Source organism: Ruegeria sp. G7, assembly GCF_056535465.1.
Map to the genome: position 1 here is coordinate 2,674,346 of NZ_JBQFIL010000001.1, position 24,791 is coordinate 2,699,136.

Consider the following 24,791-nt stretch of genomic DNA (forward strand, 5'->3'; position numbering starts at 1 on the left):
AACCCTAACGGCGACCAACGTTATGCGTCAAATAAACTGAATGAGACGGAGAGACATGCAATGAAAATCAACCACATGGTTGGACACTTCGACGGGGCCAAGGCATGAGTATCCGCGACGCAGTTCTGGCGAACCTGAAGAAGATCACTGACCCGGTGTCCGGGCAGGATATCGTCAGCGCTGGCATTGTGCGCGCGCTGAATGTCGAAGGCGACACCGTGCGGTTCGTGCTGGAGATCGATCCCAAGCAGGCCGAGAAGATGGAGCCCGTCCGCGCCACGGCTGAGAAAGCAGCGCAGATGGTTGATGGGGTTGCCAATGTCTCGGCGATGATGACAGCCCATTCGGACAAGGCCCCGCCGGATCTGAAGCCGAAACCCAAGCCTTCGCAAACCGGCCCGCAGGCCGTGCCCGGTGTGGACCGGATCATCGCTGTTGCGTCTGGCAAGGGCGGTGTCGGCAAATCGACCGTCTCGGCCAACCTCGCCTGTGCCTTGGCTGCGGAAGGGCGGCGTGTGGGTCTGCTGGATGCCGATGTCTACGGGCCGTCGCAGCCGCGGATGCTGGGCGTGTCAGGTCGTCCGGCCAGCCCGGATGGCAAGACGATCCTGCCGCTGCGCAATCATGGCGTCACGATGATGTCGATTGGTCTGATGACCAACGAAGGACAAGCGGTTGTCTGGCGCGGTCCGATGCTGATGGGCGCGTTGCAGCAGATGATGAGTCAGGTGCAATGGGGCGCGCTGGATGTGCTGATCGTCGACCTGCCGCCCGGAACCGGTGACGTGCAACTGACGCTGAGCCAGAAGTTTCAGGTGGATGGGGCCATCGTCGTCTCGACCCCGCAGGATGTGGCGTTGATCGACGCTCGTAAGGGGATCGATATGTTCAACCAGCTCAAGACGCCCATCGTTGGGATGATCGAGAATATGTCGACGCATATCTGTTCCAATTGCGGGCACGAAGAGCACGTCTTCGGCCATGGCGGCGTGGCGTCCGAGGCTGAATCGCTGGGCGTACCGCTGCTGGGGGAAATCCCGCTGCATCTGGATATCCGTGTGGCCGCCGACGGAGGCGCACCGATCGTGGTCAGCAAACCCGACAGCCCGCAGGCCGAGGCTTTCCGCAAGATCGCCCGTGATCTGATTGCTAAAGGCAGCGCATGACCCAGCCGGTCTTTCCCCCACTACTCGACGGGCACCCTGCCAAGGCCGGACAGGACCCGTTCGAGCAGGCGCAAGCCATGGCGGCGCTGGGCTGCGACGGGGGGACGGTGGTCTACAACATTCAGGCGGATCGCCTGCGCGTGGCCATCGTTTTTGCACCTGAGGTTCCGCTGCAGGACGCGATGGCGATGCTGCCGCTATGTTCGGTTGGGTTCCAGAACGCACTGGGCGCGCTGGCCCCGCCCGAGGTCGCGGTGCATCTGGGCTGGGATGGGCTGATCTGTGTGAATGGCGCGAAATGTGGGGTGCTGAAGGTTGCAGCCTCGTCGACTGAGCCGGATGAGGTGCCCGATTGGCTGATCGTTGGCTGGGAACTGGCGCTGCTGCAGACAAGCGACGCGCCGGGTGAAAACCCGGACGTCACTGCGCTTTATGACGAGGGGTGCGCCGAGGTGTCGGCGACGCAGCTGGTCGAAAGCTGGTCGCGTCACACGCTGACCTGGCTGAACCGTTGGCAAGAGGACGGCAATGCACCCTTGCACGCCGAATGGATGGGCCTGCTACGCGGTGTCGGAGAGCCAATCGGCGACACCGGCGTCTTTCTGGGCACCGATGAGCGGTTCGGTATGCTGATCCGTGACGGGGCCGACACCCACCTGCGCCCGCTGACAGATTTGTTGGAGACCACCTGATGAAACTCGCCCGTGCAATCCACTTCGATGAAAGCGATATGAATGTGTTCCATTCGCCCGCAAGAACCGGCGAGTGGTGCATCTCGGGTGGGTTCGAGTTTTCGAACTGGGGCGAGGGCGATCTTGAGGGCAAGTCGCGCCAGGCCTTTGCAAATGGCTGGCTGGGGCTGGAAACCTTCGGGCGCGTGACCTTTGTTGCCGTCACACAGGTTGAGCCAGCCGAGATTGATCAGATCACGCAGTATCTGGCCGAACATTTCGTGCAGTTCTATGGCGCACCCTCGGTCGAGGCAGCGATGGATGTGGCGCAGACCGAAATCGCGCATATGGCCGAAATGTGCGATGATCACGCGCCGAACACGCTGCTGACCGTTGCCCGCGAATTGACCGGGGCAGGGGTGCACGAGGCGTTTCGTGTGATCACCCCGCAAGAGACCCAGCTTGAGGCTTTGGCCGTTCACGGGTCGCTTGATGATTAGATCAGATCTGCGAAACCGCCAAACTGACCGCGTTTGAAGATCAGCCCCTGACCGGGGCGGTGCATGACCTTTTCGACATGACCGACAAGTATCAGGTGATCCCCGGCCTCGTGTCGGGCCGAGAGGCGACAGTCAAACCGGGCGAGGCACTCTGCCAGCCGGGGCCGCCCGGCGTCATCCTCTTCCCAATCCGCATGGGAAAAATCGAATCCATTGCGCGCAAACTGCAGGGCCTGATCATGCTGATCCTGCGCCATCACGTGAATCGCATAATGCTCGCACGTGCTGAACGCGTCATAACGGTTCGAGTTCTGATCCAGGCACCATAATACCAGCGGCGGGTCCAGCGAGACCGACGCGAACGAATTCACCGTGATCGCAGCAGGCCCTTGCGCGGTACTGGTGGTGACCACCGTCACGCCGGTGCCGAAACAACCCAACGCCTCGCGAAAGGCAAGGCTTTGTTCGGGGCCGGGAATGAATGTCTTTTCGGTCATCGCGCGCTTTCCACTGGGCCTGTCTCAGGTGCCACGCGGCGCGGGGATTGTCCACGAAAAGCTGACGCGATTTCGGGAATTTCCGGTCAGTTCAGATCTTCCAGCAACCGCCCGTGTTTGCGGGTCTCTGCGATGACGTCGCCAAAGGTCACCATGCCGCGCGCGTTCAACATTGGCAGCATCAAAACCAGCACTTCGGCAGTGGCGACAGCATCGCCCAATGCCGTGTGTCGCAAGGCTTCGGGGATGGTTATGCCCAGTCGCTCACAAACCGCATCCAGGGTGTGCGTTTCGCTGGCTCCGAACAGCACCGCCGACAGCAGGACCGTGTCCAGAATGGGGTGAGTCCACTCTACGCCCATACGCTCAGCATGGCGGTGCAGGAAGGCCATGTCAAATGGTGCGTTATGCGCAACAATTACCGCCTCGCGGGCGAATTGGTGAAAGCTACGGCCGGCCTCTGCAATATCAGGCGCGCCCTGTACCATGTGGTCGCTGACCTTGTGCACTTTGGTCGAAGCGGGGGGGATCGGGATGCCCGGATTGACCAGAGTATCCAACCGCTCCCCCTCGACGATCTTGCCTTTTACGACGCGCACCGCACCGATCTGTACGATTTCATCTTTATGCGGCAAAAGCCCGGTCGTTTCTGTGTCGAACACCACGAAACACAGATCCAGCAGGGGTCTTTCTTCAAACGCATCATCGCCCGGTGTTTCAAGCAACTCGAAATCATAGACCAGCGGGCGGGCCTCGTCAGGTTCGATCTGGGCGGCACTGTCGTCGAAGACCAGCATGTAACCGGGCGCATCGCCCAGCGGCTTCATCCGTGCCGAATAGGTTTGCCTGCCGTCAACGCTGGTCAGGGTGCAATGCACGTCCTTGCCGGTCTTGGTCAGCTTGGCATAGGCATCCGTCAGGCCCGTCGCTTCGAGGTAGTCGAACAACGAAGCATTCAGGCGCGGATGTGCGATCTGGGCCAGCACTTCGGCGGCCTGTGCATCGTAAAGAACGATCTGGTGTTTTGGCCCGGCCAGTAGCATGGCGACCGGGATCTCGGTCAGCAGCGCCGTCAGGCGTTGTTTTTCAGCGGCCAGATGGGCAGTTTCCGAGGCGACGGCCTCGGCCGTGCTCATGGCGTTGGCGGCCAGTTGTTCGGCCAGACCAGCCGCTGCGGGGGCCAGATCGCCAAGATAGCGGGCGGCCTGCAGGTCCAGATCGGTACTGACCCCGGCATGGGCCCGCGCCCGCAACTGGGCCGAGAGCCGCTCGATCGGTTTGGCGACATTATCGTCAAACAGCAGCCAGACACCGACGATCAGGGCCAGCAGGCCGAAGGCGATCAGAATCTCGGCGAAGATGTATGCCCCGATCAGGTCAGGATTATCAGCCCGTTCATAGCTGATCCACAAAGCCAGAGCGCTGATGACCAGCCCGCCCACGGCAAGCAAAAAGAAGAACAGGAATATTCTCAGGCGCAGGCTTAGATGGTTCAGCATGGTCACACCCCGCAGGTCGCGTCGATCACGGGATCATCGGCGTCTATCCTGACCCAGCTGGCGTTCAGGACCCGCCCGTCATCGGCGAATTCAGCGCCATCGACCAGGTTGGCGCGGGCATTTTCGGCGCAGTTCACAGCGACGGGTACTTTCGAGACCGGGGCCCAGCGGCCAAAGAAGTAAAGATCGACCAGCCGTTCGTCAGGGACGCTGGAGTTGGTGCGCACCGATGCGGCGTCGATCGCGGCAAAGCGGTCCACGAAGGGGACAGCATAAGTCCACGGACGATAGAAGGCGCGGCTTTCAACCTCTTGTACGATCGTCAGGCTTTCGGGTAGTTGTTCACGTGTGCGGTCATACCACGAATACTCGCTGGTGATCGTCATCCCGATCATACCGGCACCTGCCGCAACCGGCGCAGCCCAGCGGGGCAGGCGGCCTCCGGTCAGCTTGTTCAGCACCATCACGACGCCCGCGCAGGCGAAACCTGCAAAAATCGTGCCGATCAGTTCCAGAAACATAGTGTCTCTCCGTTCGTTCCTGCGGGGTTAGCCCAGCATGCCTTTGCCATGCCCGACCGCCGATTGCATCGTTTTTACCACGACAAAGGCATCGCGGAGATGACTTCGCTCAAAGTCGGACAATTCACTTGGCGGCAGGTAGTTGTCTGGTGCGTCATTGGATTTGACAAGTCTGACCTGATGTTCCAGCCGCGTCTCGGCGATCAGATCATATGCGTCCAGCAGATCGCGCGCGCCAGACGCACTGAGGACGCCAGCTGCTTCGGCGGCGCTCAGGCGGGCGCGGGTGTTGGCTTCGGTCAACTGTCCTTGCAGGCTGTAAACGCGCGCCAGATCCACGATGGGGACCACGCCATTGTGCTTCAGGTCCAGCGTGTTGCGATGTTCGCCCGACCGGATGGTCGCGAAGCCGCGCAGAAGGCCCAGCGGTGGCGTGTGTTTCAGCGAGTTTGCGATCATATGCGCCACGAAGATCGAATTCGCATTGGCCGCCGCCAACGTATCCGCTTGCAGGTCGGTGAACAGATCAAACGCGCCCCCGATCGGGCGCAGGTCAAACATCACCGAGGCCAGCATCTGCGCCTCGGGGTTTGGCTTGGCGATCCAGCTTTTGAAATAGTCGCGCCAGACACGTACCGGCTGACACCAGCGTGGATTGGTCGCCATCATGTCGCCGGGGCAATAGAAATACCCGCAAGTGTCCAGCCCGTCCGAGACGAATTTGGCCAGCGCCGCGAAATAGGCCATGTCGTCTTCGGTCGCACTGTCATCCAGCATCAGGCAATTGTCCTGATCCGAAACACCCGTCTGTTCCTGTCGTCCCTGCGAACCGCAGGCCAGCCACAGATAAGGGACGGGCGGTGCCCCAAGTTCGGCCTCGGCCAGGGCCAGCAGGCGTCTGGTGGCGGTGTCGGCAATATCGGTGATCAGTCGCGTCACGATTTCATGGCGGTTGCCACCCGCGACCAGTTGGACAAGCAGTTGTGGGATTTCAGCTGTGACCACAGCCATGTCTTGCGCCGTGTCCGCGCGTGCGATCCGGCCCACCAGTTCGGCGGAATTGACCGCCTGGTAGCGTGTAAGATCGGTTTGAGTCACGATCCCGACCAGACGACCGGCCTCGGAGATCGGGATATGCCCGATGCCGCGTTCCATCATGATATGCAGCACATCCGACCCGATATCGGTGGGCGCCAGCGTAATCGGATTAGCGGTCATGATGGCCGAAACTGCCGTATCCGCAGGCATCGCTTCGGCGACGAATTTGCCCGAGATATCGCGCAGCGTCGCGATACCCAGCAACCGCTCGCCCTCGGTCACGCACAGCGATGAGATGTGCCGGTCACGCATGATCTGCGCGGCGGTCTGAACCGGAGTTTCCGGTGGGCAGGTGGCTGGTTTCTTTGCCATCAGTACATCAACAGCACTGGTGGCCAGGCTATCGGGCCCGGTCCGCGTGCTACGGGTCCGGTCGAAGAATTTTGCGATGACGTCGTGCCCTTCAATCAGCTTGCGAACCAGATCGGGCGGCAGCAGGATCAGGACCGAGGGTGTATGGGCACGCGCTTTGGTGGCGGCTTTGCCGTCTTTCAGTAATCCACGCTCACCAAAAGAGTTTCTGAGCCCCAGATGCGAGACGACTGCGCCATTTTCATCCGTAATCTCAACCTGACCTTCATAGATCACGAACACGCCGGGCATCGCGTGGCCGACTTCGTAGACCGCGCTGCCTTCATCCAGTTCCCAGACGTCGATCTCATGCGCCAGATCGTCCAGCACCTGCGCGGGCAGGGCGTCATAGGGGTGTACGGATTTCAGGAACCGGGTGATTTCGGTGTGAGACAGGGGCATCTGCGTTCTCTGGTGATCTGAATGAAAAGTCCCGCCCGGTGGTATGCCAGGCGGGAACAGTAAGTCGAAAGACGCGGTCGAAGGCAAGGGCCGTCGACCGCATCACACTCAGTGATCCTGAGCTGCGCCCGCACCACGGGGAATACGCACGCTTTCGACCAGATCTTTGATCTCCTGCGGGGTTTCCTTGGTCGCACCGGCCACCACGTAGGCGACGGCGAAGTTGACCATGGCACCGATTGCGCCGAACGAGGTCGACTTGATCGGACCCAGCAGCGGGTCAGCATCGGTGAACGAGTTGGTGCCCGGAATGAACAGCCAGCCCTTGTGCAGGAAGATGTAGACCAGTGTGACGACCAGACCAGCCAGCATACCTGCAACCGCGCCGGTGTTGTTGATGCGGGTCGAGAAGATCCCCATCATCAGCGCCGGGAAGATCGAGGCAGCCGCCAGACCAAAGGCCAGAGCAACGGTTTGCGCCGCGAAGCCCGGGGGTTGAGACCCAGCCAGGTTGCAACCGCAATCGCCACAGCCATCGCGATACGCGCCGACAGAAGCTCGCCTTTTTCCGAGATCTGCGGGTTGATCGCACCTTTGATAAGGTCGTGGGACACAGCCGACGAGATCGCCAGCAACAGACCCGCAGCGGTCGACAGAGCAGCCGCAAGACCACCTGCAGCGACCAGACCGATCACCCAACCCGGTAGGTTGGCAATCTCGGGGTTGGCCAGAACCAGGATGTCACGGTTGAATTTGGTCAGCTCGTTTCCGACCCAGCCTTTTTCTTCCGCGATTGCAGTCATCGCTTCGGATTTGTCGTTGTAGTACTGGATCTTGCCGTCGCCGTTCTTGTCTTCCCAATCCAGCAGACCGGTTTTCTGCCATGTGGCCATCCAGTCATAGCGCGGATCGTTGTCGATTTCCTCGACCGAGACAGCGCCACCTTCGATGCCACCATTGGGCCACATCATGTCGGTGATGTTCAGACGGGCCATTGCGCCAACCGCAGGGGCGGTCAGGTACAGCAGCGCGATGAAGACCAGCGTCCAACCCGCCGACCAACGTGCGTCAGACACTTTGGGAACGGTGAAGAAGCGCATGATGACGTGCGGCAGACCCGCGGTACCGATCATCAGCGACAGCGTGAACAGAACCATGTTCAGCGTGTTCGAGTGGTGGGCCGTGTATTCGTTGAAGCCCAGCTCGGTCACGATGGCGTCCAGCTTGGTCAGCAGAGGCTCACCGCTTGCGGTGTCGCCGAACAGACCCAGTGCCGGGATCGGCGTGCCGGTCAGCTGCAGCGAGATGAAGATCGCCGGGATGGTGTAGGCTGTGATCAGCACGCAGTACTGAGCAACCTGGGTGTAGGTCACACCCTTCATCCCGCCAAACACCGCGTATGCAAACACGACACAGGCACCGATCAGCAGACCGGATGTGTTCGAAACCTCAAGGAAGCGGCCAAAGGCCACGCCAACGCCGGTCATCTGACCGATCACGTAGGTCACCGAGGCCACGATCAGACAGATCACAGCAACGATACGTGCAGTCTGGCTGTAGAAGCGGTCGCCGATGAATTCCGAGACGGTGAACTTGCCAAACTTACGCAGGTAAGGCGCAAGCAGCAGTGCCAGCAGCACGTAGCCACCGGTCCAACCCATCAGGAAGGTCGAGTTGTCATAGCCGGTAAAGGCGATGAGGCCAGCCATCGAGATGAACGAGGCCGCAGACATCCAGTCCGCCGCTGTCGCCATACCGTTGGTGACCGGGTGAACGCCGCGACCCGCAGCGTAGAATTCAGATGTGGAACCCGCACGGGCCCAGATCGCGATGCCGATGTATAGCGCAAAAGACGCGCCAACAAACAGCAGGTTGATGGTAAACTGATCCATTATCCCCGCTCTCCCTTAATCTTCTTCCACGCCGTGTTCGGCGTCCAGCTTGTTCATGCGCCAGGCGTAGTTGAAGATCAGCACGAGAAAGACCAGAATCGATCCCTGCTGAGCGAACCAAAAGCCCAGATCGGTGCCGCCAACGGCGATCCCCGACAGCAACGGACGCAGCAGAATGCCGAATCCAAACGACACCAGCGCCCAGATCGCGAGGCTGATGTAAATGAGGCGCAGGTTGGCCTGCCAATAGCCCTTGTCGGCCTCGGCAGTCTGCGCGGAGTTTGTTGATTGATCCGCCATCGCGGGTTCCTCCTTCGCTTCCTCGTTGGGCGGCCCGTTGCCCAACTCCTCCAGTGCGTTGGGCCGCTTCTCGAATGTACCAGACGCCCCGTGACGTCAGGCAAAACTTCTCTGGTCCGCCAAGGCGGGTCCATTGAAGTATTCTGTTATAAGGATCAAAGCCCTGGGGGGCTTATCTCCTCCCCTTAATTCATGACCTCACCGACCAGACCTTGCAGGTCGCGGGCGATGTCGTCGATCTGTCCCATGGCGTCGATGCCCTTCAGCACGCCCTGGCTCTGATAGTAGTCGATCAGAGGTGCGGTCTGTGCGTGATAGGCGGCCAGCCGCGAGGCGACCGTCTCGGCATTGTCGTCGGCGCGGCGTTTGAACTCGGTATGGCCACACTTGTCGCATTTGCCTTCAACGGCGGGTTGCTTGAACGTGTCGTGAAACCCTTCACCGCATCCGGCGCAGGTGTACCGGCCTGAAATCCGTGTCACCATCTCGGCGTCTTCGACCTCAAGGCTGATGGCCGCGTTGATCTTCTGATCAGCCGAAGCCAACAGTCCATCCAGCGCCTCGGCCTGAACCGTGGTGCGTGGGAAGCCGTCCAGAATGACGCCTTTCGAGCAATCGGGCTCGGCCATGCGATCGCGCAGGATGGCGATGACGATGCCGTCGCTCACCAGATCTCCGGCCTCCATCACCGCCTTGGCGGCCAGACCGGCCTCGGTGCCTGCGGCGACCGCTTCGCGCAGCAGATCACCAGTGCTGAGTTGAACCAGCCCGAACTTGTCTTCCAGCATACGGGCCTGTGTACCCTTCCCGGCGCCGGGAGGGCCGAGAAGGATCAGAACAGCGGGGGTTGTGGTCGTTGCAGCGTCCATTATTTCACCGCCCGGTTCTGGATCAGGTCATCGACAACCGACGGGTCAGCCAGCGTCGAGGTATCACCCAGCGAGCCAAAGTCATTCTCGGCAATCTTGCGCAGGATACGGCGCATGATCTTGCCCGAGCGGGTCTTGGGCAGGCCCGGCGCCCACTGAATGACATCTGGGCTGGCAATCGGGCCGATCTCGGTCCGGACCCAAGTGCGCAGCTCTTTCAGCAGCTCATCCGAAGGCTCACGATCATTCATCAAAGTGACATAGCAATAGATACCTTGTCCTTTGATATCATGAGGATAGCCGACCACCGCGGCTTCGGCCACGGCAGCATGTGCCACCAGCGCGCTTTCCACCTCGGCGGTGCCCATGCGGTGGCCAGAGACGTTGATCACGTCATCGACACGGCCAGTGATCCAATAATCACCATCTTCGTCGCGACGGCAGCCGTCGCCGGTGAAGTAATAGCCTTTGTAGTCCGAGAAATAGGTCTTCTCGAACCGTTCATGATCGCCCCAGACGGTGCGCATCTGGCCAGGCCAGCTGTCCTTGATGCACAGAACGCCCTCGACGCCGTTGCCGTTGATCTCGACACCCGATTGCGGGTCCAGAACCACCGGCTGAACGCCAAAGAACGGTTTCTGGGCCGAGCCGGGCTTCAACGCATGCGCGCCGGGCAGGGGGGTCATCATGTGACCGCCGGTCTCGGTCTGCCACCATGTATCGACAATCGGGCACTTACCTTTGCCGACCACGTCATTGTACCAGTTCCACGCCTCGGGGTTGATCGGTTCACCGACGGTGCCCAGCAGGCGCAGATCGCTCAGGTCGTGCTTTTCCACAAACTCGTTGCCCTGACCCATCAGAGCGCGGATCGCAGTCGGGGCGGTGTAGAACTGGTTGACCTTGTGCTTGGCGCAGACCTCCCAGAAACGACCGGCATCGGGGAATGTCGGGACGCCTTCGAACATCAGCGTGGTCGCGCCATTGGCCAGTGGCCCATAGACGATATAGCTGTGGCCGGTGACCCAGCCGACATCGGCGGTGCACCAGTAAACGTCACCTTCGTGATAGTCGAACGTGATCTCGTGCGTCAGCGACGCATAAACCAGATAACCACCCGTCGAGTGGACAACACCCTTGGGCTGACCGGTCGAGCCCGAGGTATACAGGATGAACAGCGGGTCCTCGGCGTTCATCTCGGCGGGGGCGCAGTAGTCGTCTGCTTCCAGTGCCATTTCGTTGTAGTCGAAGTCGCGATCGGCGACCCATGTGGTCTGACCGCCGGTGCGCTTGACCACGAGGCATTTCACGGTGTCCTTGCAGTGCAGCAGGGCGGCGTCCGCGTTCGATTTCAGCGGGGTCTTGCGGCCACCGCGCGGCGCTTCATCCGCGGTGATGATTACCTTGGCGTCACATCCGTTGACCCGTGCCGCCAGCGCATCAGGCGAGAAACCGGCGAAAACGATCGAGTGGATGGCACCAATGCGGGCGCAAGCCAGCATGGCATATGCGGCCTCGGGGATCATCGGCAGGTAGATGATTACACGGTCGCCCTTGCGCACACCCATGGATTCCAGAATGTTGGCCATCCGGCAGGTGCGGCGGTGCAATTCGGCATAGGTGATGTGCTGGGCTTCGTCCTGAGGATCGTCGGGTTCCCAGATGATCGCAGTCTGATCGCCGCGGGTTTTCAGATGACGATCCAGGCAGTTGGCCGAGACGTTCAGCGTGCCGTCGGCATACCAGTTGATTTTGACCGAGCCGAAATCATAGTTGACGTCTTTGACCTGACTATAAGGTTTGATCCAGTCTAGGCGCTTGCCTTGCTCATCCCAGAACACCTCGGGGGTGTCGGTCGAGGCCGCGTACATATCTGCGTATTTGTCGGCATCGACATGCGCACGTGCAACGGTTTCTGCAGATGGCGGATAGGTCTTGGCATCTGCCTGGGCAGCGTTGGTCATGGTTGAGGCTCCTCCCTCTAGAACTGGATTACATTGGATTGATATCGCCGCCGATCAGGCAATGTCGATCCGGTTCCTCCCCAACTCGGATAATACGGGGTTTGGAAAAGAAAGAAATAAATTGCCGTAATCTATGGATTAGTTTGTAAAGAAATTTTTAGAATGACTCAAATTTTGTAAATAAATGAGAGTATGTCTGGTAAAAGCGGTTAAAAAACAAATGCTAAACTGTCATGCCTTCATTACGCCTCGGAAGGTGCCGCGCCGCCTTGTCATGACACCGCGCAAGATCGGCGGAGCAATGCCGGCTGGTTCGCGGGGGTTGGCACATTCGGGACTTAGCGCTAGCTTCGATTTCAAGCGCCTCGCCAAGGGGTGCAACAATGGGAGGAAACACTATGAAAAAGATGTTGAGCGGTGCAGCCGTCACCGCGCTGAGCTTTGCGTTCGTCGCCGAGGCCGCAGCGACGGAATGGAATGCTTCGGTCTGGGGAAAACGCCGCGCTTTCACTGAGCATGTCGAGAAGCTGGCCGAACTGGTCAGCGAAAAGACCGGCGGTGAGTTCACCATCAATGTCAGCTATGGCGGTCTGTCGAAGCCGCGCGAAAATCTGGACGGGATCGAGATCGGCGCGTTCGAGATGGCACAATTCTGCGCGGGCTATCACCGCGACAAGAACCGTGCGATCACCGTGCTCGAGCTGCCGTTTCTTGGGGTGAGCACCCTCGATGAGGAGGTCGCGGTCAGCCACGCGGTCTACGACCACCCGGCGGTTCAGGACGAGATGGCGCAATGGAATGCGCGGCTTCTGATGACCTCGCCCATGCCGCAGTATAATCTGGTCGGTACTGGCGATGCTCGCGATAAGCTCGCCGATTTCGACGGCATGCGCGTCCGCGCGACAGGTGGTCTGGGGCAGGCGTTCGAAGCAGTGGGTGGCGTTCCGACCTCGGTCCCGGCGACGGAAGCTTACAATGCGATGGAATCCGGGGTCGTCGATACGGTGGCGTTTGCACAACACGCGCACCTGTCCTTCGGCACGATTAACGAGGCTGATTGGTGGACCGCGAACCTGAACCCGGGCACGGTCAATTGTCCGGTCGTGGTTAACATCGATGCCTATGACTCACTTTCGGATGCGCATCGCGAAGCGTTGGACAGTTCCGTGGACGAAGCTATCGCGCACTATCTGGCCAACTACGGTGGTTTGTTAGAGCAGTGGGACAGCGTGCTGGAAGAAAAAGGCGTGCAGAAAGTCATGATCGAGGATGCCGTGATCGAAGAATTCCGCGCCAAGGCTGCAGATCCCATTCGCGAACAGTGGATTGCGGATATGAGCGCACAGGGTCTGCCCGCGCAGGAGCTTTATGATCTGGTGCAGGCCACATTGCAGCAGCAACGCGGTGGTAATTGATTGCACAGGCCGGGCATCATCCGATGCCCGGCTTTTCCTGACAGCGAGGTAAAACCAAGATGGCAGGCCATGCCACAGTGCTGCAGGACGGCAGCCTGATCAGCCGTCTCGACCAGCAGCTATTGCGACTGGAGCGTAGTCTTGCCTTGATCAGCGGATTGGCAGTCTTCGGGCTGATGGTGCTTGCTGTGGTCTCGGTCAGCGGGCGCAACGCCGCCAATGCACCGCTGCCGGGCTATGTTGACTGGATTGAGCAGGCCATGCCGCTGATCGCGTTCTTGGGCATTTCTTTTGTCCAGCGCGATGGCGGTCATATTCGCATGGATATCGTGATTTCGCGGCTGAAGGGGCGCGCGCTCTGGGTGTTCGAGCTGATATCTGTCCTTTTGATCCTTCTGCTGATGGTGGCCCTTGTCTGGGGTAGCTGGTCACATTTCGATCGCTCTTTTGATTTCGATGCACCGATGTGGAGCCGCGACAGCTCGATTGATATCGGCATTCCCTTGTGGCCCGCCAAGCTGCTCGCTCCGGTGGCGTTCTCGGTACTGTGTCTGCGGCTGCTTTTGCAGATTTGGGGCTATGGCCGGGCGCTGATCACGGGCGAGGCGCACCCGGTTGCTGTCCCGCTGATTCAGGACGCGGCGGCGCAGGCAGCCGCCGAAGCCGAACAGTACGAAAGGCAAAACTGACCCATGGACACGATCGATATCGGCCTGTGGGTCACCGGAGGGCTGCTGCTTCTTGTGGTCACGGGAATGCGCGTCGCCTTTGCCGCCGGTCTGGCAGGCCTTGTGGGTCTGATCTGGATTTTCTGGGCCAAGTTCGGCTACGATCCTGACCGGTTTGGCCGGGCCGTCACGGTGGCGGTCAAGACAGCCGGACAGGTGCCGCATTCGAAAGTGGCGTCGCATACGCTCAGCCTGATCCCGACCTTCATACTGATCGGCTATCTTGCGTATTATGCCGGTCTGACGCGGGCATTGTTCGAGGCAGCAAAGCGCTGGATCGCCTGGGTGCCTGGTGGCCTCGCAGTTTCGACCATTTTTGCCACGGCCGGTTTTGCGGCGGTCTCGGGTGCCTCTGTTGCGACATCGGCAGTGTTTGCGCGTATTGCGATCCCCGAGATGCTCTCGGTCGGCTACAACAAACGCTTCGCTGCAGGTGTGGTTGCGGCAGGCGGGACGCTCGCATCGTTGATACCGCCCTCTGCGATCCTGGTAATCTATGCCATCATCGTTGAGCAAGATGTGGGCAAACTGCTGCTCGCCGGGTTCATCCCGGGTGCATTTTCGGCTGTTGTCTACGGTTTGTTGATCATTGGAATTGCAGTGGTGTTCAAATCGGTCGGCCCTCCCGTCACCGGCTTCAGCTGGAAAGAGCGATTTACAGCTTTACCGGGCGCCATCCCGATCGTCGCAGTGATCCTGATCATCATCTGCTTTGTCTATAACCCGTTCGGTGACAAAGCCTGGGGTACACCGACCGAGGGCGGTGCGATTGGTGCATTCATCGTGTTCTGCTTTGCCCTGTTCCACGGCATGCGCTGGCCCGAGTTCAAGTCGGCGCTGCTGGAGACGGCCAAGCTGACGGCCATGATATTCTCGATCATCTGGGGAGTGCTGATCTACGTCCGTTTTCTGGGCTTCGCCGATCTTCCGGGCGCGTTTTCGGATTGGATCACCTCACTTGAAATGTCACCGATGCTGATCCTGATCTGCATTCTCCTGGCTTACGCGGTACTGGGGATGTTTATGGATGCAATTGGGATGCTTCTGCTGACACTTCCTGTCGTTTATCCCGCGGTCATGGCCCTGAACGGAGGGGAAACTGTCAGCGCCGCAGACAGCGCCTTTGGCATGTCAGGTCCGATGTGCGCAATCTGGTTCGGCATATTGGTGGTGAAGATGGCCGAGTTCTGTCTGATCACACCTCCCATTGGCCTCAATTGCTTTGTCGTCGCCGGGGTGCGCTCTGATCTGAGCGTTCAGGATGTATTCAAGGGCGTCACTCCGTTCTTTATTGCCGATGCAGTCACCATCGCGTTGCTCGTGGCCTTTCCGGGAATAGTGCTGTACCTGCCATCGCTCGCCGGATAGCGCAGGGATTCTGCGAGGCTCTGCCTCGCGCTCCGGGATATTTTTGGCCAGATGAAGTAACGGACCCTTAATCATTTCGTTGGGTCAGGAGTGGGGGCTACAGGCGGGACGCCGATGTCCGCGCCAGATGAAGCCCCTGGCACGCGGTTAGGGGTGGACCGATCCGTTTCATCTGGCCAGAAATATCCCGGGGGGCCGCCGAAGGCGGTGGGGGCAGAGCCCCCTCCAGGATTTTGGTTTTCTGGGGTTTGAAATGGGCGCGATGCCTAAGTCGCGCGCATCAACATGCCAAACAGGTCGCGCGGGTCATCCGGGTCGGCCAGCATGTCCAACGGCTCGAAGAAATCCGTGCCTTCGATGGCGCGCTTGATGTAGCGCAGGGCTGAAAAGTCCTCGATGGCGAAGCCAACACTGTCAAACAGCGTGATCTGGCGGTCATCGGTGCGGCCCTTGGCTTTGCCGCTGATGACCTCCCACATTTCGGTGACCGGATGATCCGATTCCAGCGCCTGAATCTCACCTTCGATGCGGGTCTGTTCGGGGTATTCCACGAAGATATCCGACCGCATCAGGATATCGCGATGCAACTCGGTTTTGCCGGGGCAGTCGCCGCCGATCGCGTTGATGTGTACGCCCGGGCCAACCATGTTGTCGGTCAGGATCGTCGCGTATTTCTTGTCGGCCGTGCAGGTGGTGATGATCTGCGCGCCTTCGATCGCGTCTTCCGGCGTCTTGCATGAGATCACCGTCAGCCCTTTGCCTTCGAGGTTTGCTGCGCATTTCGCCGTAGCCTGCGGGTCGTTGTCATAGAGGCGGACGGTGCTGATCCCGCACATCGCCTTGAAAGCAAGACACTGGAACTCGGATTGTGCACCGTTGCCGATCATTGCCATTACCGTGGCCGATTTCGGGGCAAGATAGCTGCCCACCAGCGCCGAGGTTGCTGCCGTGCGCAGGGCGGTCAGCATCGTCATCTCGGTCAGCAGTGTCGGATAGCCGGTGTAGACATCGGCCAGCAAGCCAAACGCAGTCACGGTCTGAAGCCCCTCGGATGTGTTCTTGGGGTGACCATTGACGTATTTGAACCCATAAGCCTCGCCATCCGAGGTGGGCATCAACTCGATCACACCATGGGGCGAATGTGCCGGGATGCGGGGTGTTTTGTCGAAGCTTTCCCAGCGCTTGAAATCAGCCTCGATCTGCGCCGCGATCTGGATGATCATCTGCTCCAGCCCGATGTGATGGATCAGGCGCATCATGTTGTCGACGGATACAAACGGCACAAGGGCCTTGTCAGAGGGTTGGGTCATCAGAAACTCCGGGTCGGGCGGTCAAAGATGCGGCGGCCCATCAGCGAGGCGGCCAGATCGACCATCAGTTTTGCGGTTCGGCCACGTTCATCAAGGAACGGGTTCAGTTCGACCAGATCCAGTGAGCAGACAAGGCCGCTTTCGTGGAGCAGTTCCATCACCAGATGCGCCTCACGCTCGGTAGCGCCGCCAGGGACGGTGGTACCAACGGCGGGCGCAATCGACGGATCCAGGAAATCGACATCCAGCGAAACATGCAGGAGGCCATTTGCTGCGCGTACCTTGTCGAGGAAGGCCAACAGCGGAGCCTTAATGCCGTGCTCATCAATGCTGCGCATGTCGGCCAGCATGGCCTTGTCTTTCTCAAGCGCCGCGTGCTCTGCCGGATCGACCGAGCGGAGGCCGATCATGCCGACGCGATCTGTAGGGACCGGGGCGGTGAGGGGGGGGAAGGCCTCGAACCCCGGCTGTCCTGTGAAGTACGCGACTGGCGTGCCGTGCAGGTTGCCGCTGGCAGTGCTGCCGGGGGTGTGAAAATCGCTATGCGCATCCAGCCACAGTACAAACAAGGGGCGACCTATACTGTGCGCGTGCGTCACCATGCCCGCGACCGTGCCCATCGACAGCGCGTGATCCCCGCCCATGAAAATCGGCAGGCCGTGCTGCGCGGCCTCTTGCGCCGTACGACTCAGGGCGCGGGTCCAGCCGACGCATTCGGGCAGTGCGAACAGGTGTGCGTGCTCGGGCATATCGACCTGATCGGGGACGGTGTCGCCAATGTCTGTGACGGTATGTCCCAGATCGGTCAGCGCCTGCGTCAGCCCGGCCACGCGATAGGCGTCGGGCCCCATGCGGCAGCCTTGACGGCGTTTGCCGGAATCCATCGGGGCCCCGGCCAGAATGAGAGTTTTCTTGTCCATAAGGCTGTATATGAATGCAGGATGGGTTGAGAAAAGAGGTCAAAATGATCAAACTGGATCAGTGAAATTCGATTTGGAAAGGTTCTATGGACGAACTGGATAGCCGATTGCTGAATGCTCTGCATCGGGACGCCCGTGCCTCATTATCCGAGTTGGCCGAGCTCTTGGGCGTGACCCGCACCACTGTGCGCAGCCGGTTGCAGCGCCTCAAGCAATCTGGTGAGATTGTGGGCTTCACGGTGGTGACCCGTCAGGGCGTCTCGGAAAGCCCGGTTCGCGGGTTGATGATGCTTGAGATCGAGGGTCGGGGGACTGAACGAATCCGGTCTCGGATCGCGGCCATGCGCGAGGTAGGGGCGGTGCATTCCACCAATGGCAGCTGGGATCTGATCGTCGAGATCGGCACCGATACTTTGGCCGAGTTCGATGGTGTTTTATTCGCGATCAGGCGGATGGAGGGCGTTACCCGGTCCGAGACCAACCTGTTGCTGTCGACCCGCAAAGGCCGGACGTAAGACCAGACGCAACATGCTTTGATCGCTTGCAAATATGTGCAAAGCTTTGATCTGACGCCTGAACCGGCAGCAGGGCAGGGACATTTCAGAATGACTTCAGAAGCGACAAATGACGAGTCGCGGGCCCAGAGGCTGGCCGAGCGCGTGACCGGATTGCTGGAAAAGCCTCTGGTCCGGGTCGCGGTGCCGGTGTTGATCACGTTGATTGCGCTGTTTGTACTGCATGATCTGTCGGCGCATGTGAAATGGGCGGATGTGAAGACGGATATTGCCGCGACCTCGTGGAAGTTGATGTTTTTTGCGCTGTGCTGGACCGCGTTCAGCTTTCTGTCGCTGTCCTTCTATGACGTTTTCGCAGTTCAGAGCGTTGCGGATGGGAAGGTCCCGCTGCCTATTGCGGGCATGGCCGGGGCCAGCGGCTATGCGGTGTCGAATTGCCTTGGTTTTTCCTACATCACCGGCACGGCGATCCGGTATCGAATCTACGCGTCGCTGGGGCTGGATCTGGGGCGCGTCGCCGGGGTCATCGCGACCTCGTGGGTGGCGTTCTGGATGGGGCTGATCCTGATTTTGGGCATCCTGTTGACCCTGCATCCCGATGGGATATCCAACGTGCTGCCGATCGGAGAGACCACCGAAACGGCGATTGGCCTGTGCCTGCTGGCCGGTCTCGCCGCCTTGTTCGTGTGGTTGTCCAGCGGGGGGCGGCGTCTGGCCTATGGCGGCTTTGGCTTCAACCTGCCCGGTGGCAAGCTGGCCAGCCTGCTGACCATCGCAGCGATTGGGGACTTGTTCGGGGCATCCATGGCGCTTTACGTGCTGATGCCGGACGATCTGGGGGTCGGTTATCCCTATTTCTTCACCATCTATATCGCGGCGATTGCGGCGGGTATCCTCAGTCACGCGCCGGGCGGGATCGGGGTGTTCGAGGCGACGCTGATTGCTGGCCTCGGCGCCTCGGGGCGTTCGGATGTGATTGCCGCGCTGCTGCTCTATCGCATCGTCTATACGTTCTGCCCGTTTGGCATAGCCAGCCTGTCCATTGCCGGGGCCTCGGTGCTGACGCAACGGCACAAGATCGGCGGCGCGGCGACATGGGTCTACCGCGCCATCCGTCCGATCGTGCCAATGGTCGCTGCAGGGGTTGCGGCGGTGGCGGGGGTGATCCTGCTGGTCTCGGGGGCGCTGCCTGCCGGGTCGCAGAACCTGAGCGTCTTGCGCGAGGTGTTGCCGTTGTCTTTTGTCGAAGCCTCGCATCTGGCGGGCAGCGCTGTGGGTGTGCTGCTGCTGCTGGTGTCGCGTGGGCTGTTCCGCAAGCTTTACCGCGCGTGGGTTGTTGCGATGCTTCTGATGGTGGCGGGCTTCTTTGCGTCGCTGGCCAAGGGTCTGGGCACGCATGAGGCCATCTCGCTGCTGGGCACCATCGCTCTGTTGGCGATGTTCCGAGGCGCGTTCTACCGTGTCAGCGGCGCGTCGATTTTCCGGTTGAATATCCCGTGGCTGGTCAGCGTGATGGCCTTGCTGCTGGTGATCTTCTGGGTGGGGTTATTTGCCTATTCCCATGTCGAATACCAAAACGCGCTGTGGTGGGAATTCGCGTGGAACGGTGACGCATCACGTTTCCTGCGCTCCAGCCTCGTGGTGGCGGTGATCCTTGGCGTGGTAGCTGTGAACTCGCTGTTTGGCCGTGAGATACCGACCCCGACCCGCACCGAAATCCCCGAAGTGGTCGAGCGGCTGGTGATGGAATGCGAGGACACCGAATCCCAAATCTCGCTGACTGGCGACAAGCAATTCCTGATCTCGGACGATGAAACCGCCTTTCTGGCCTACGCCGACACGGGCAACGCGCTGATCACCAAGGGTGAGCCGGTCGGAGATGAAACGGCGGGCCAGCAGTTGATCTGGCAACTGCGCGAAATGGCGGATCGCGAAGGCAAGCTGTGTGCGTTCTATAGCGTTTCGACCAAGTACCTGCCGACGTTTCTCGACCTCGGCCTGTCGATCCTGAAAATCGGTGAGGTCGCGCGGGTGCCGCTGACCGATTTCTCGCTGGACGGCAAGCCGCGCAAACGGTTCCGGCAGGCCAAGAACCGGGCCGAGCGCGAGGGCTATGTGTTCGAGATCATTCCCAAAGAGGAACTGGCCCCGGTGCTGCCTGAGCTGCGCAAAATCTCGGACGATTGGCTGGCCAGGAAGGCGGGCGAGGAGAAAGGGTTTGCCCTGGGGGGCTTTGACGAAAAGTACCTGTCTTACTTTGACCACGCGGTTCTGCGGGATGAGACCGGCAAGATCATGGCCTTCGCGAACCTGTTTCAAGGCGGCCACAAGTCCGAACTATCGCTGGACCTGATGCGCTATGAGCCCGACAGCCCCAGCTTTGTCATGGATGCGCTGTTTGCCGAGATGATGTCTTGGGGGGCCGAACAGGGGTTCCACTGGTTCTCGCTGGGCGCCGCGCCGTTCTCCGGGATCGAGAACCGGCAACTGGCCTCACTCTGGAACCGTATCGGCGGGTTCGTCTATGAACATGGCGAGCAGTTTTATCACTTCGAGGGTCTGCGCAGTTTCAAGCAGAAGTTCGACCCAGAATGGAGCCCGAACTACCTCGCCAGCCCCGGCGGGTTGGCGGCGCCGCGTATTCTCTACGAGGTGAATATCCTGATCTCGGGCGGCTTGCGCGGGTTGACGAAATAGGGGTCAGTTCAGGCTGACACCGGTTGGCGTTTTCTCAAGCAGATCACCCCAATCGGTGCGATAGGCCATCTCGGCCAGCACCGTTTCGGGCAGGAATTCCTGATTTTGGCGAATCTGCCAGCCGCCGCCCAGACCTTTGTAGATCGCGACCAGATTGGACGAGACCTCCTGCCGCGCTTCGATCAGATTGGCCTGAGACCGCAGCAGTGCGGTCTGCGTGTTCAGAATACGCGAATAGCTGGCGATGCCGTCGCGGTACTGGTCGACCGCGATATCGGCGGCCTTGCGCGAGGCCTCGACGCTGCGTTGGTAGAAGGTGACCTGTTTGCGCGCCTCAGTGTACGCGACCATGGCGCTTTCAACCTCGGAATAGGCGGTCAGAACGGTGTTCTGATAATTCGCGATCAGCGCCTGATATGCGGCGTCCTGCGCGCGCACGTTGTTCTTGATACGGCCATAGTTCAACACGTTCCAGACAACGCCGGCGTTGGCCAGACCGGTCGCGCTGTTGGTGCTGAACAGGTCGCGCCCGCCCGAGGCCTGTAGCCCGATCGAGCCCGACAGGATGAATTGGGGATATAGATCAGCCAGCGCAATGCCCACCTGCGCCGATTGCGTCGCGGCGGCCAGTTCGGCGGCGCGCACGTCGGGGCGGCGGCGCAGCAGTTCGGCGGGGACGCCCACTGCGACGTTCGAGCGCGCCGACGGAATGCGACCCGAATTGCCCAAAAGCCCCGCCATTTGCGACGGGGTTTTCCCCAGCAGCACCGCCAGCGCGTTTTTGGCTTGTTGCAGGTCACTTTCCAACTGCGGCACCAGCGCCTTGGTGTTGTTCAACAGCGCGGTGGATTCCTGCACATCCAGTTCAGTGGTCACACCATTGTTGAACCGCAGCTGCGTCAGATCTGCAGATTCCTGTTGAATCCGGATATTCTCTTGCGCAACGGCCAACGCCTCTTGCAGCGAACGGATGTTGATATAGAGAGCGGCGACATCGCCGGTCAGCGTCACAAGGGCATCGTCATAGTTGGCGACCTGCAACGCGAGGTTCGAGCGTGCTGCCTGCACGCCGCGCCGTTGCTGGCCCCAGACATCCAGTTCCCACTGCGCATCGAATCCCACTTGCGAGGTCGAGAACTCGGTATCCAGCGGAATGATGCGCCGGACGTCCGCGATTGGCCCCAGATTGTCACTGATCTGTCGCCGCTCCAGCGATCCACCAATGGCTTGTGATTGGGGGTAGAGCTCTCCGAAAGCGATGCCAAGCTGCGCGCGGGCCTGCAGCACGCGGGCGCCGGCGACTTGCAGGGTCAGGTTCTGGGCATAGGCCTCGGCGATCAGCTTGTTCAGGGTGGGGTCGTTGAACGTCTCCCACCAGCGCACGACGGGCGCGCTGCGCGACGTCAGGCCGCTTTGACCGGCGCTGGGGCTGTTCACCTCGATCCACTGTTTCACGACCGGAGAGTTCGGGCGCACGAAATCGGGCCCCACCGGGGTGCAGGCCGCAAGGGTGGCGGCGCACAGGGCGGTGCCCAACAACCGGCGGAGTGTCATGGCACGCATCCTCAGATATCCAGCGGTCGGATGAAGTTGGCAAAGGAGTAGAGGCGGATGTTAATGCGCCTCAGGAACTCGAAACTTTTCCCCATGCCGGTATAGATCGCCACCGCCCCATGACCGCCGGCGGGGAAGGTATGACCCTCGGGTACCTCGACCGAGATTTGCACCGCGATGCGACCGGGCAGCTTGGGCAACTCGAAACCGGGCAGGCGGCCCGAGGGCAGGTACTGGCCCTGACGGGTGGCCCACCAGATCGCCTCGACCTTGCCGGTCAGAATCTCGCCGGGATAGAGATCCAGCGCGACCTCGACCGGCTGGCCGACCTCGACGAATTTCAGGTTCTGCTGGCGGAAGGTGGCGAGGATATAGGGGCTGTCTTCGGTTACGAAACTGGCAATCGCGCCCAGCCGCAGGTCACCGACGACAAGGCCCGGACGCGCCTGCTGCGACACGATCATGCCGTTCTCGGGGGCGTAGATCGTGGTGTTGTTCAGGAAGTATTCAGCCTCGGCCAATTGTGCTTGGGCCTGCAGGATGCCGGTGTTCACGCCGTCGATCTGCGAGGACTGCGCCAGCTTGGCTTTCTCAAGATTGGCCTCGGCCTCGTTCACCAGCGCCTGATCCTCGGCCACCTGTTCGGTCCAGCGATCCAGTTCGTCCTGCCGCGCCCCTCCGGCGGGGACAAGGTTTTCGTACCGCGCCTGCTCGGTCAGGGCATAGGCCAGCTTGGCATTTGCGCGCTCGACCGCCTCGGTCGCGGCAATGACATCCTGTTCCAGAATCTTGGCATTTTGCTCGGCCGCCACCAGTTGCGCGTTGGCCTTATCGACGGCCAGCGAAAACACCGTGTCGTCAAAGCGATAAAGTGGTTCGCCCTTAGTGACCCATGTGTTGGGCTCGACCAGCACCTCGGTCAACAGCGTGGGCTGGGTCAGCCGCGGCAGGATCTGGATGGTCGAACGCACCACATGGCCGTCGATCGAAAAGGGCTGAAAGAACCGCAGCGCGACCAAAAAGATCAGCAACAGATGCGCCCCAACCCAGAACGAGACGATCCCCCACATGATGTTGAACTTCAGCCACTGGGCCTTGAAGAACACGAACCAGACAAAGATGATGTAAAACAGCGTGATGCCGAGGGCGACAAGCATGTGTATTGATTTCCTCTGGCCTTAGCTTTTCTGCGTGTCGTCTATATCAAGTGGATCCTGATACTCGGGCTTTACCTTGCCGCCCAGCCGCTTGATCTCATCCCGGATGGCTTTGCGCTCATCTTCGGGGCCGCGGCGCATGTCCACGGTCACACCGTCATGAAAGGCCCAGATGAAGGCGTGGACCCATGGCACGATAGCCAGAAACCCCATCCAGCCCATCATCTTGACGGCCTCGGCATGGGGATGGTTGCGCTTGATTGCGATCCGGCCGGGCAGGCCCATGATGAACAAGAACAGCGCCATCACAGCCGCCAAAAGCAGGATCAACGCCACAAATGTCAGATAGTCGTAATAGCCCAGCGGCTGCCCCAAAAGTCCCATGCTCGCGCCTCCTGTTGGGAAGGTTACTGCATCCTCAGTTGTGCGCTGCGCTTCGTCAATCAGTTTATGGGTGTTTTGGAGAAAGTGATGACCTATTGCCTGTCACCGCACATGACGATCTGTGTCTGCCATTCGGTACATTTCGCGGGCAGGTCTGCGGGCAGGGGCGCGTCAGTATAGATCGCATCCACATCCGCCAATGAGGCAATGCGGGCGGGGGCGGTGCGGCTGAACTTGGAATGGTCCGCCACCAGACTCGTACGCCGCGCCTGCGCGATGATGGTCTGGCTGACCAGCACCTCTTGCAGGTCGAAATCCATCAGATCACCATCGGCATCCAGCGCCGAGCATCCGATGATCGCATGATCGAACTTGAACTGACGAATGGTCGACACCGCCAGATTGCCCACAAGACCACTGTCCGACCGGCGCAGAACGCCGCCAGCAACCACGATTTCGCAATCCGGGTTCTCGGCTAGAATGGTTGCGACGTTCATGTTGTTGGTGATCACCATCAGGTTCTTGTGCTGCAGCAATTGGCGCGCGACCGCTTCGGTCGAGGTGCCAATATTCATAAAGACCGAACTGCCATCCGGGATATCCGCAGCACAGCGCGCGGCGATGCGCGTTTTGACCTCGTGGTTCAGGGCGCGACGATCCTCATACCCGATATTCGAGACGCCCGAGCGTAGAACGGCCCCGCCATGCACCCGGTCCAGCACGCCCGCATCCGACAACTCGGACAGATCGCGCCGGATGGTCTGGACAGTGACCTGAAAGCGCTCGGCCAAGCCATCGACTGTGACCCGGCCTTCGGTTCTGGCGATTTCAAGGATGTCCGATTGACGAAAGGACAGGGACATTGGGCGCTCCGCAGATGATTGTGTTCGTTTTTGCTCTTTTTGGTCAGTTTGGCAAGGCCATTGGGTGCGATGACGCGCATAGTTGCGGTATAAGAGCAAAAACGAAAGAATATATTGACGAAACGAACATCCGCAGGGTTAATGCGCGCA

The 24,791-nt window shown here is 60.2% G+C and carries 21 protein-coding genes and 1 pseudogene; 8 read left to right on the top strand and 14 right to left on the bottom strand.

The annotated features are described in order from the left end of the window. The first annotated feature begins 104 nt into the window (after window positions 1–104). The 3 genes from ACR3EN_RS13450 to ACR3EN_RS13460 are packed head-to-tail and all read left to right on the top strand — an operon-like array spanning window position 105 to window position 2,337. Window positions 105–1,166: an Mrp/NBP35 family ATP-binding protein gene (locus tag ACR3EN_RS13450; protein WP_480821748.1), complete on the top strand. Its 1,062-nt coding sequence runs from the start codon at window positions 105–107 to the stop codon at window positions 1,164–1,166. After that, window positions 1,163–1,858 carry a biotin/lipoate--protein ligase family protein gene (locus tag ACR3EN_RS13455; protein ID WP_480821750.1) on the top strand — a complete coding sequence of 232 codons (696 nt, stop codon included), beginning with the start codon at window positions 1,163–1,165 and terminating at the stop codon, window positions 1,856–1,858. Before ACR3EN_RS13450 ends, ACR3EN_RS13455 begins: the two co-directional genes overlap by 4 nt. Then, a complete protein-coding gene (locus ACR3EN_RS13460; protein WP_480821752.1) occupies window positions 1,858–2,337 on the top strand; it encodes a DUF6505 family protein in 480 nt (159 codons plus the stop codon). The genes ACR3EN_RS13455 and ACR3EN_RS13460 overlap by 1 nt, the downstream gene beginning before the upstream one ends. On the opposite strand, the gene ACR3EN_RS13465 is transcribed toward ACR3EN_RS13460, so the two are convergent. From ACR3EN_RS13465 to acs, 8 genes and pseudogenes are all read right to left on the bottom strand, one after another. Continuing rightward, window positions 2,334–2,834 (bottom strand): flavin reductase family protein, encoded by a 501-nt coding sequence (locus tag ACR3EN_RS13465; RefSeq protein WP_480821754.1) that lies wholly within the window; start codon window positions 2,832–2,834, stop codon window positions 2,334–2,336. The two genes, ACR3EN_RS13460 and ACR3EN_RS13465, sit on opposite strands and share 4 nt — an antisense overlap. An 86-nt stretch (window positions 2,835–2,920) precedes the next feature. Next, entirely contained in the window at window positions 2,921–4,333 is a 1,413-nt protein-coding gene (locus ACR3EN_RS13470) for a 3'-5' exonuclease (RefSeq protein WP_480821756.1), read from the bottom strand. 2 nt (window positions 4,334–4,335) lie between these two features. After that, on the bottom strand, window positions 4,336–4,854 hold the full coding sequence (locus ACR3EN_RS13475; protein ID WP_480821758.1) for a hypothetical protein: 519 nt from the start codon (window positions 4,852–4,854) through the stop codon (window positions 4,336–4,338). 27 nt (window positions 4,855–4,881) lie between these two features. Next, a complete protein-coding gene (locus tag ACR3EN_RS13480) occupies window positions 4,882–6,705 on the bottom strand; it encodes a DUF294 nucleotidyltransferase-like domain-containing protein (protein ID WP_480821760.1) in 1,824 nt (607 codons plus the stop codon). Window positions 6,706–6,813: 108 nt separating this feature from the next. After that, window positions 6,814–8,597 (bottom strand): annotated as a pseudogene (locus ACR3EN_RS13485) (sodium:solute symporter family protein). Window positions 8,598–8,612: 15 nt separating this feature from the next. Beyond that, on the bottom strand, window positions 8,613–8,897 hold the full coding sequence (locus tag ACR3EN_RS13490) for a DUF4212 domain-containing protein (protein WP_480821764.1): 285 nt from the start codon (window positions 8,895–8,897) through the stop codon (window positions 8,613–8,615). A gap of 185 nt (window positions 8,898–9,082) precedes the next feature. After that, window positions 9,083–9,766, bottom strand: a complete 684-nt coding sequence (locus tag ACR3EN_RS13495) for an adenylate kinase (protein ID WP_480821766.1) — start codon at window positions 9,764–9,766, stop codon at window positions 9,083–9,085. After that, window positions 9,766–11,730 carry an acetate--CoA ligase gene (acs, locus tag ACR3EN_RS13500; protein ID WP_480821768.1) on the bottom strand — a complete coding sequence of 655 codons (1,965 nt, stop codon included), beginning with the start codon at window positions 11,728–11,730 and terminating at the stop codon, window positions 9,766–9,768. The genes ACR3EN_RS13495 and acs overlap by 1 nt, the downstream gene beginning before the upstream one ends. A gap of 398 nt (window positions 11,731–12,128) precedes the next feature. Between acs and ACR3EN_RS13505 the strand changes: the two genes are divergently transcribed. From ACR3EN_RS13505 to ACR3EN_RS13515, 3 genes are read left to right on the top strand one after another with little or no spacing between them, the layout of a single operon-like run. Then, window positions 12,129–13,145 carry a C4-dicarboxylate TRAP transporter substrate-binding protein gene (locus ACR3EN_RS13505; RefSeq protein WP_480821770.1) on the top strand — a complete coding sequence of 339 codons (1,017 nt, stop codon included), beginning with the start codon at window positions 12,129–12,131 and terminating at the stop codon, window positions 13,143–13,145. Between the two features lie 59 nt (window positions 13,146–13,204). After that, window positions 13,205–13,834: a TRAP transporter small permease subunit gene (locus ACR3EN_RS13510; RefSeq protein WP_480821772.1), complete on the top strand. Its 630-nt coding sequence runs from the start codon at window positions 13,205–13,207 to the stop codon at window positions 13,832–13,834. A 3-nt stretch (window positions 13,835–13,837) separates the two neighbouring features. After that, window positions 13,838–15,241, top strand: coding sequence for a TRAP transporter large permease (locus ACR3EN_RS13515; RefSeq protein WP_480821774.1), 1,404 nt, complete (start codon window positions 13,838–13,840; stop codon window positions 15,239–15,241). Between the two features lie 266 nt (window positions 15,242–15,507). Here ACR3EN_RS13515 and ACR3EN_RS13520 read toward each other — a convergent pair whose 3' ends face one another. Further along, window positions 15,508–16,551 carry an ornithine cyclodeaminase gene (locus tag ACR3EN_RS13520; protein ID WP_480821776.1) on the bottom strand — a complete coding sequence of 348 codons (1,044 nt, stop codon included), beginning with the start codon at window positions 16,549–16,551 and terminating at the stop codon, window positions 15,508–15,510. Further along, the gene (gene rocF / locus ACR3EN_RS13525) at window positions 16,551–17,471 is read right to left on the bottom strand and encodes an arginase (protein WP_480821778.1); all 921 of its coding nucleotides are present in this window, start codon (window positions 17,469–17,471) and stop codon (window positions 16,551–16,553) included. The genes ACR3EN_RS13520 and rocF overlap by 1 nt, the downstream gene beginning before the upstream one ends. A gap of 86 nt (window positions 17,472–17,557) precedes the next feature. Here rocF and ACR3EN_RS13530 point away from each other — a divergent pair, with 86 nt between their 5' ends. Both ACR3EN_RS13530 and mprF read left to right on the top strand, forming a co-directional pair. Beyond that, window positions 17,558–17,986, top strand: a complete 429-nt coding sequence (locus ACR3EN_RS13530; protein ID WP_480870847.1) for an Lrp/AsnC family transcriptional regulator — start codon at window positions 17,558–17,560, stop codon at window positions 17,984–17,986. Window positions 17,987–18,076: 90 nt separating this feature from the next. Further along, the gene (gene mprF, locus ACR3EN_RS13535) at window positions 18,077–20,683 is read left to right on the top strand and encodes a bifunctional lysylphosphatidylglycerol flippase/synthetase MprF (protein WP_480870845.1); all 2,607 of its coding nucleotides are present in this window, start codon (window positions 18,077–18,079) and stop codon (window positions 20,681–20,683) included. Between the two features lie 3 nt (window positions 20,684–20,686). Here mprF and ACR3EN_RS13540 read toward each other — a convergent pair whose 3' ends face one another. From ACR3EN_RS13540 to ACR3EN_RS13555, 4 genes are all read right to left on the bottom strand, one after another. Then, window positions 20,687–22,237 (bottom strand): efflux transporter outer membrane subunit, encoded by a 1,551-nt coding sequence (locus ACR3EN_RS13540; RefSeq protein ID WP_480821784.1) that lies wholly within the window; start codon window positions 22,235–22,237, stop codon window positions 20,687–20,689. A gap of 11 nt (window positions 22,238–22,248) precedes the next feature. After that, entirely contained in the window at window positions 22,249–23,394 is a 1,146-nt protein-coding gene (locus ACR3EN_RS13545) for an HlyD family secretion protein (protein ID WP_480821786.1), read from the bottom strand. 21 nt (window positions 23,395–23,415) lie between these two features. Next, entirely contained in the window at window positions 23,416–23,778 is a 363-nt protein-coding gene (locus ACR3EN_RS13550; protein ID WP_480821788.1) for a DUF3302 domain-containing protein, read from the bottom strand. Window positions 23,779–23,870: 92 nt separating this feature from the next. Further along, complete coding sequence (locus tag ACR3EN_RS13555) at window positions 23,871–24,641, bottom strand: DeoR/GlpR family DNA-binding transcription regulator (protein ID WP_480821790.1); 771 nt, start codon at window positions 24,639–24,641, stop codon at window positions 23,871–23,873. Between the last annotated feature and the right edge of the window lie 150 nt (window positions 24,642–24,791).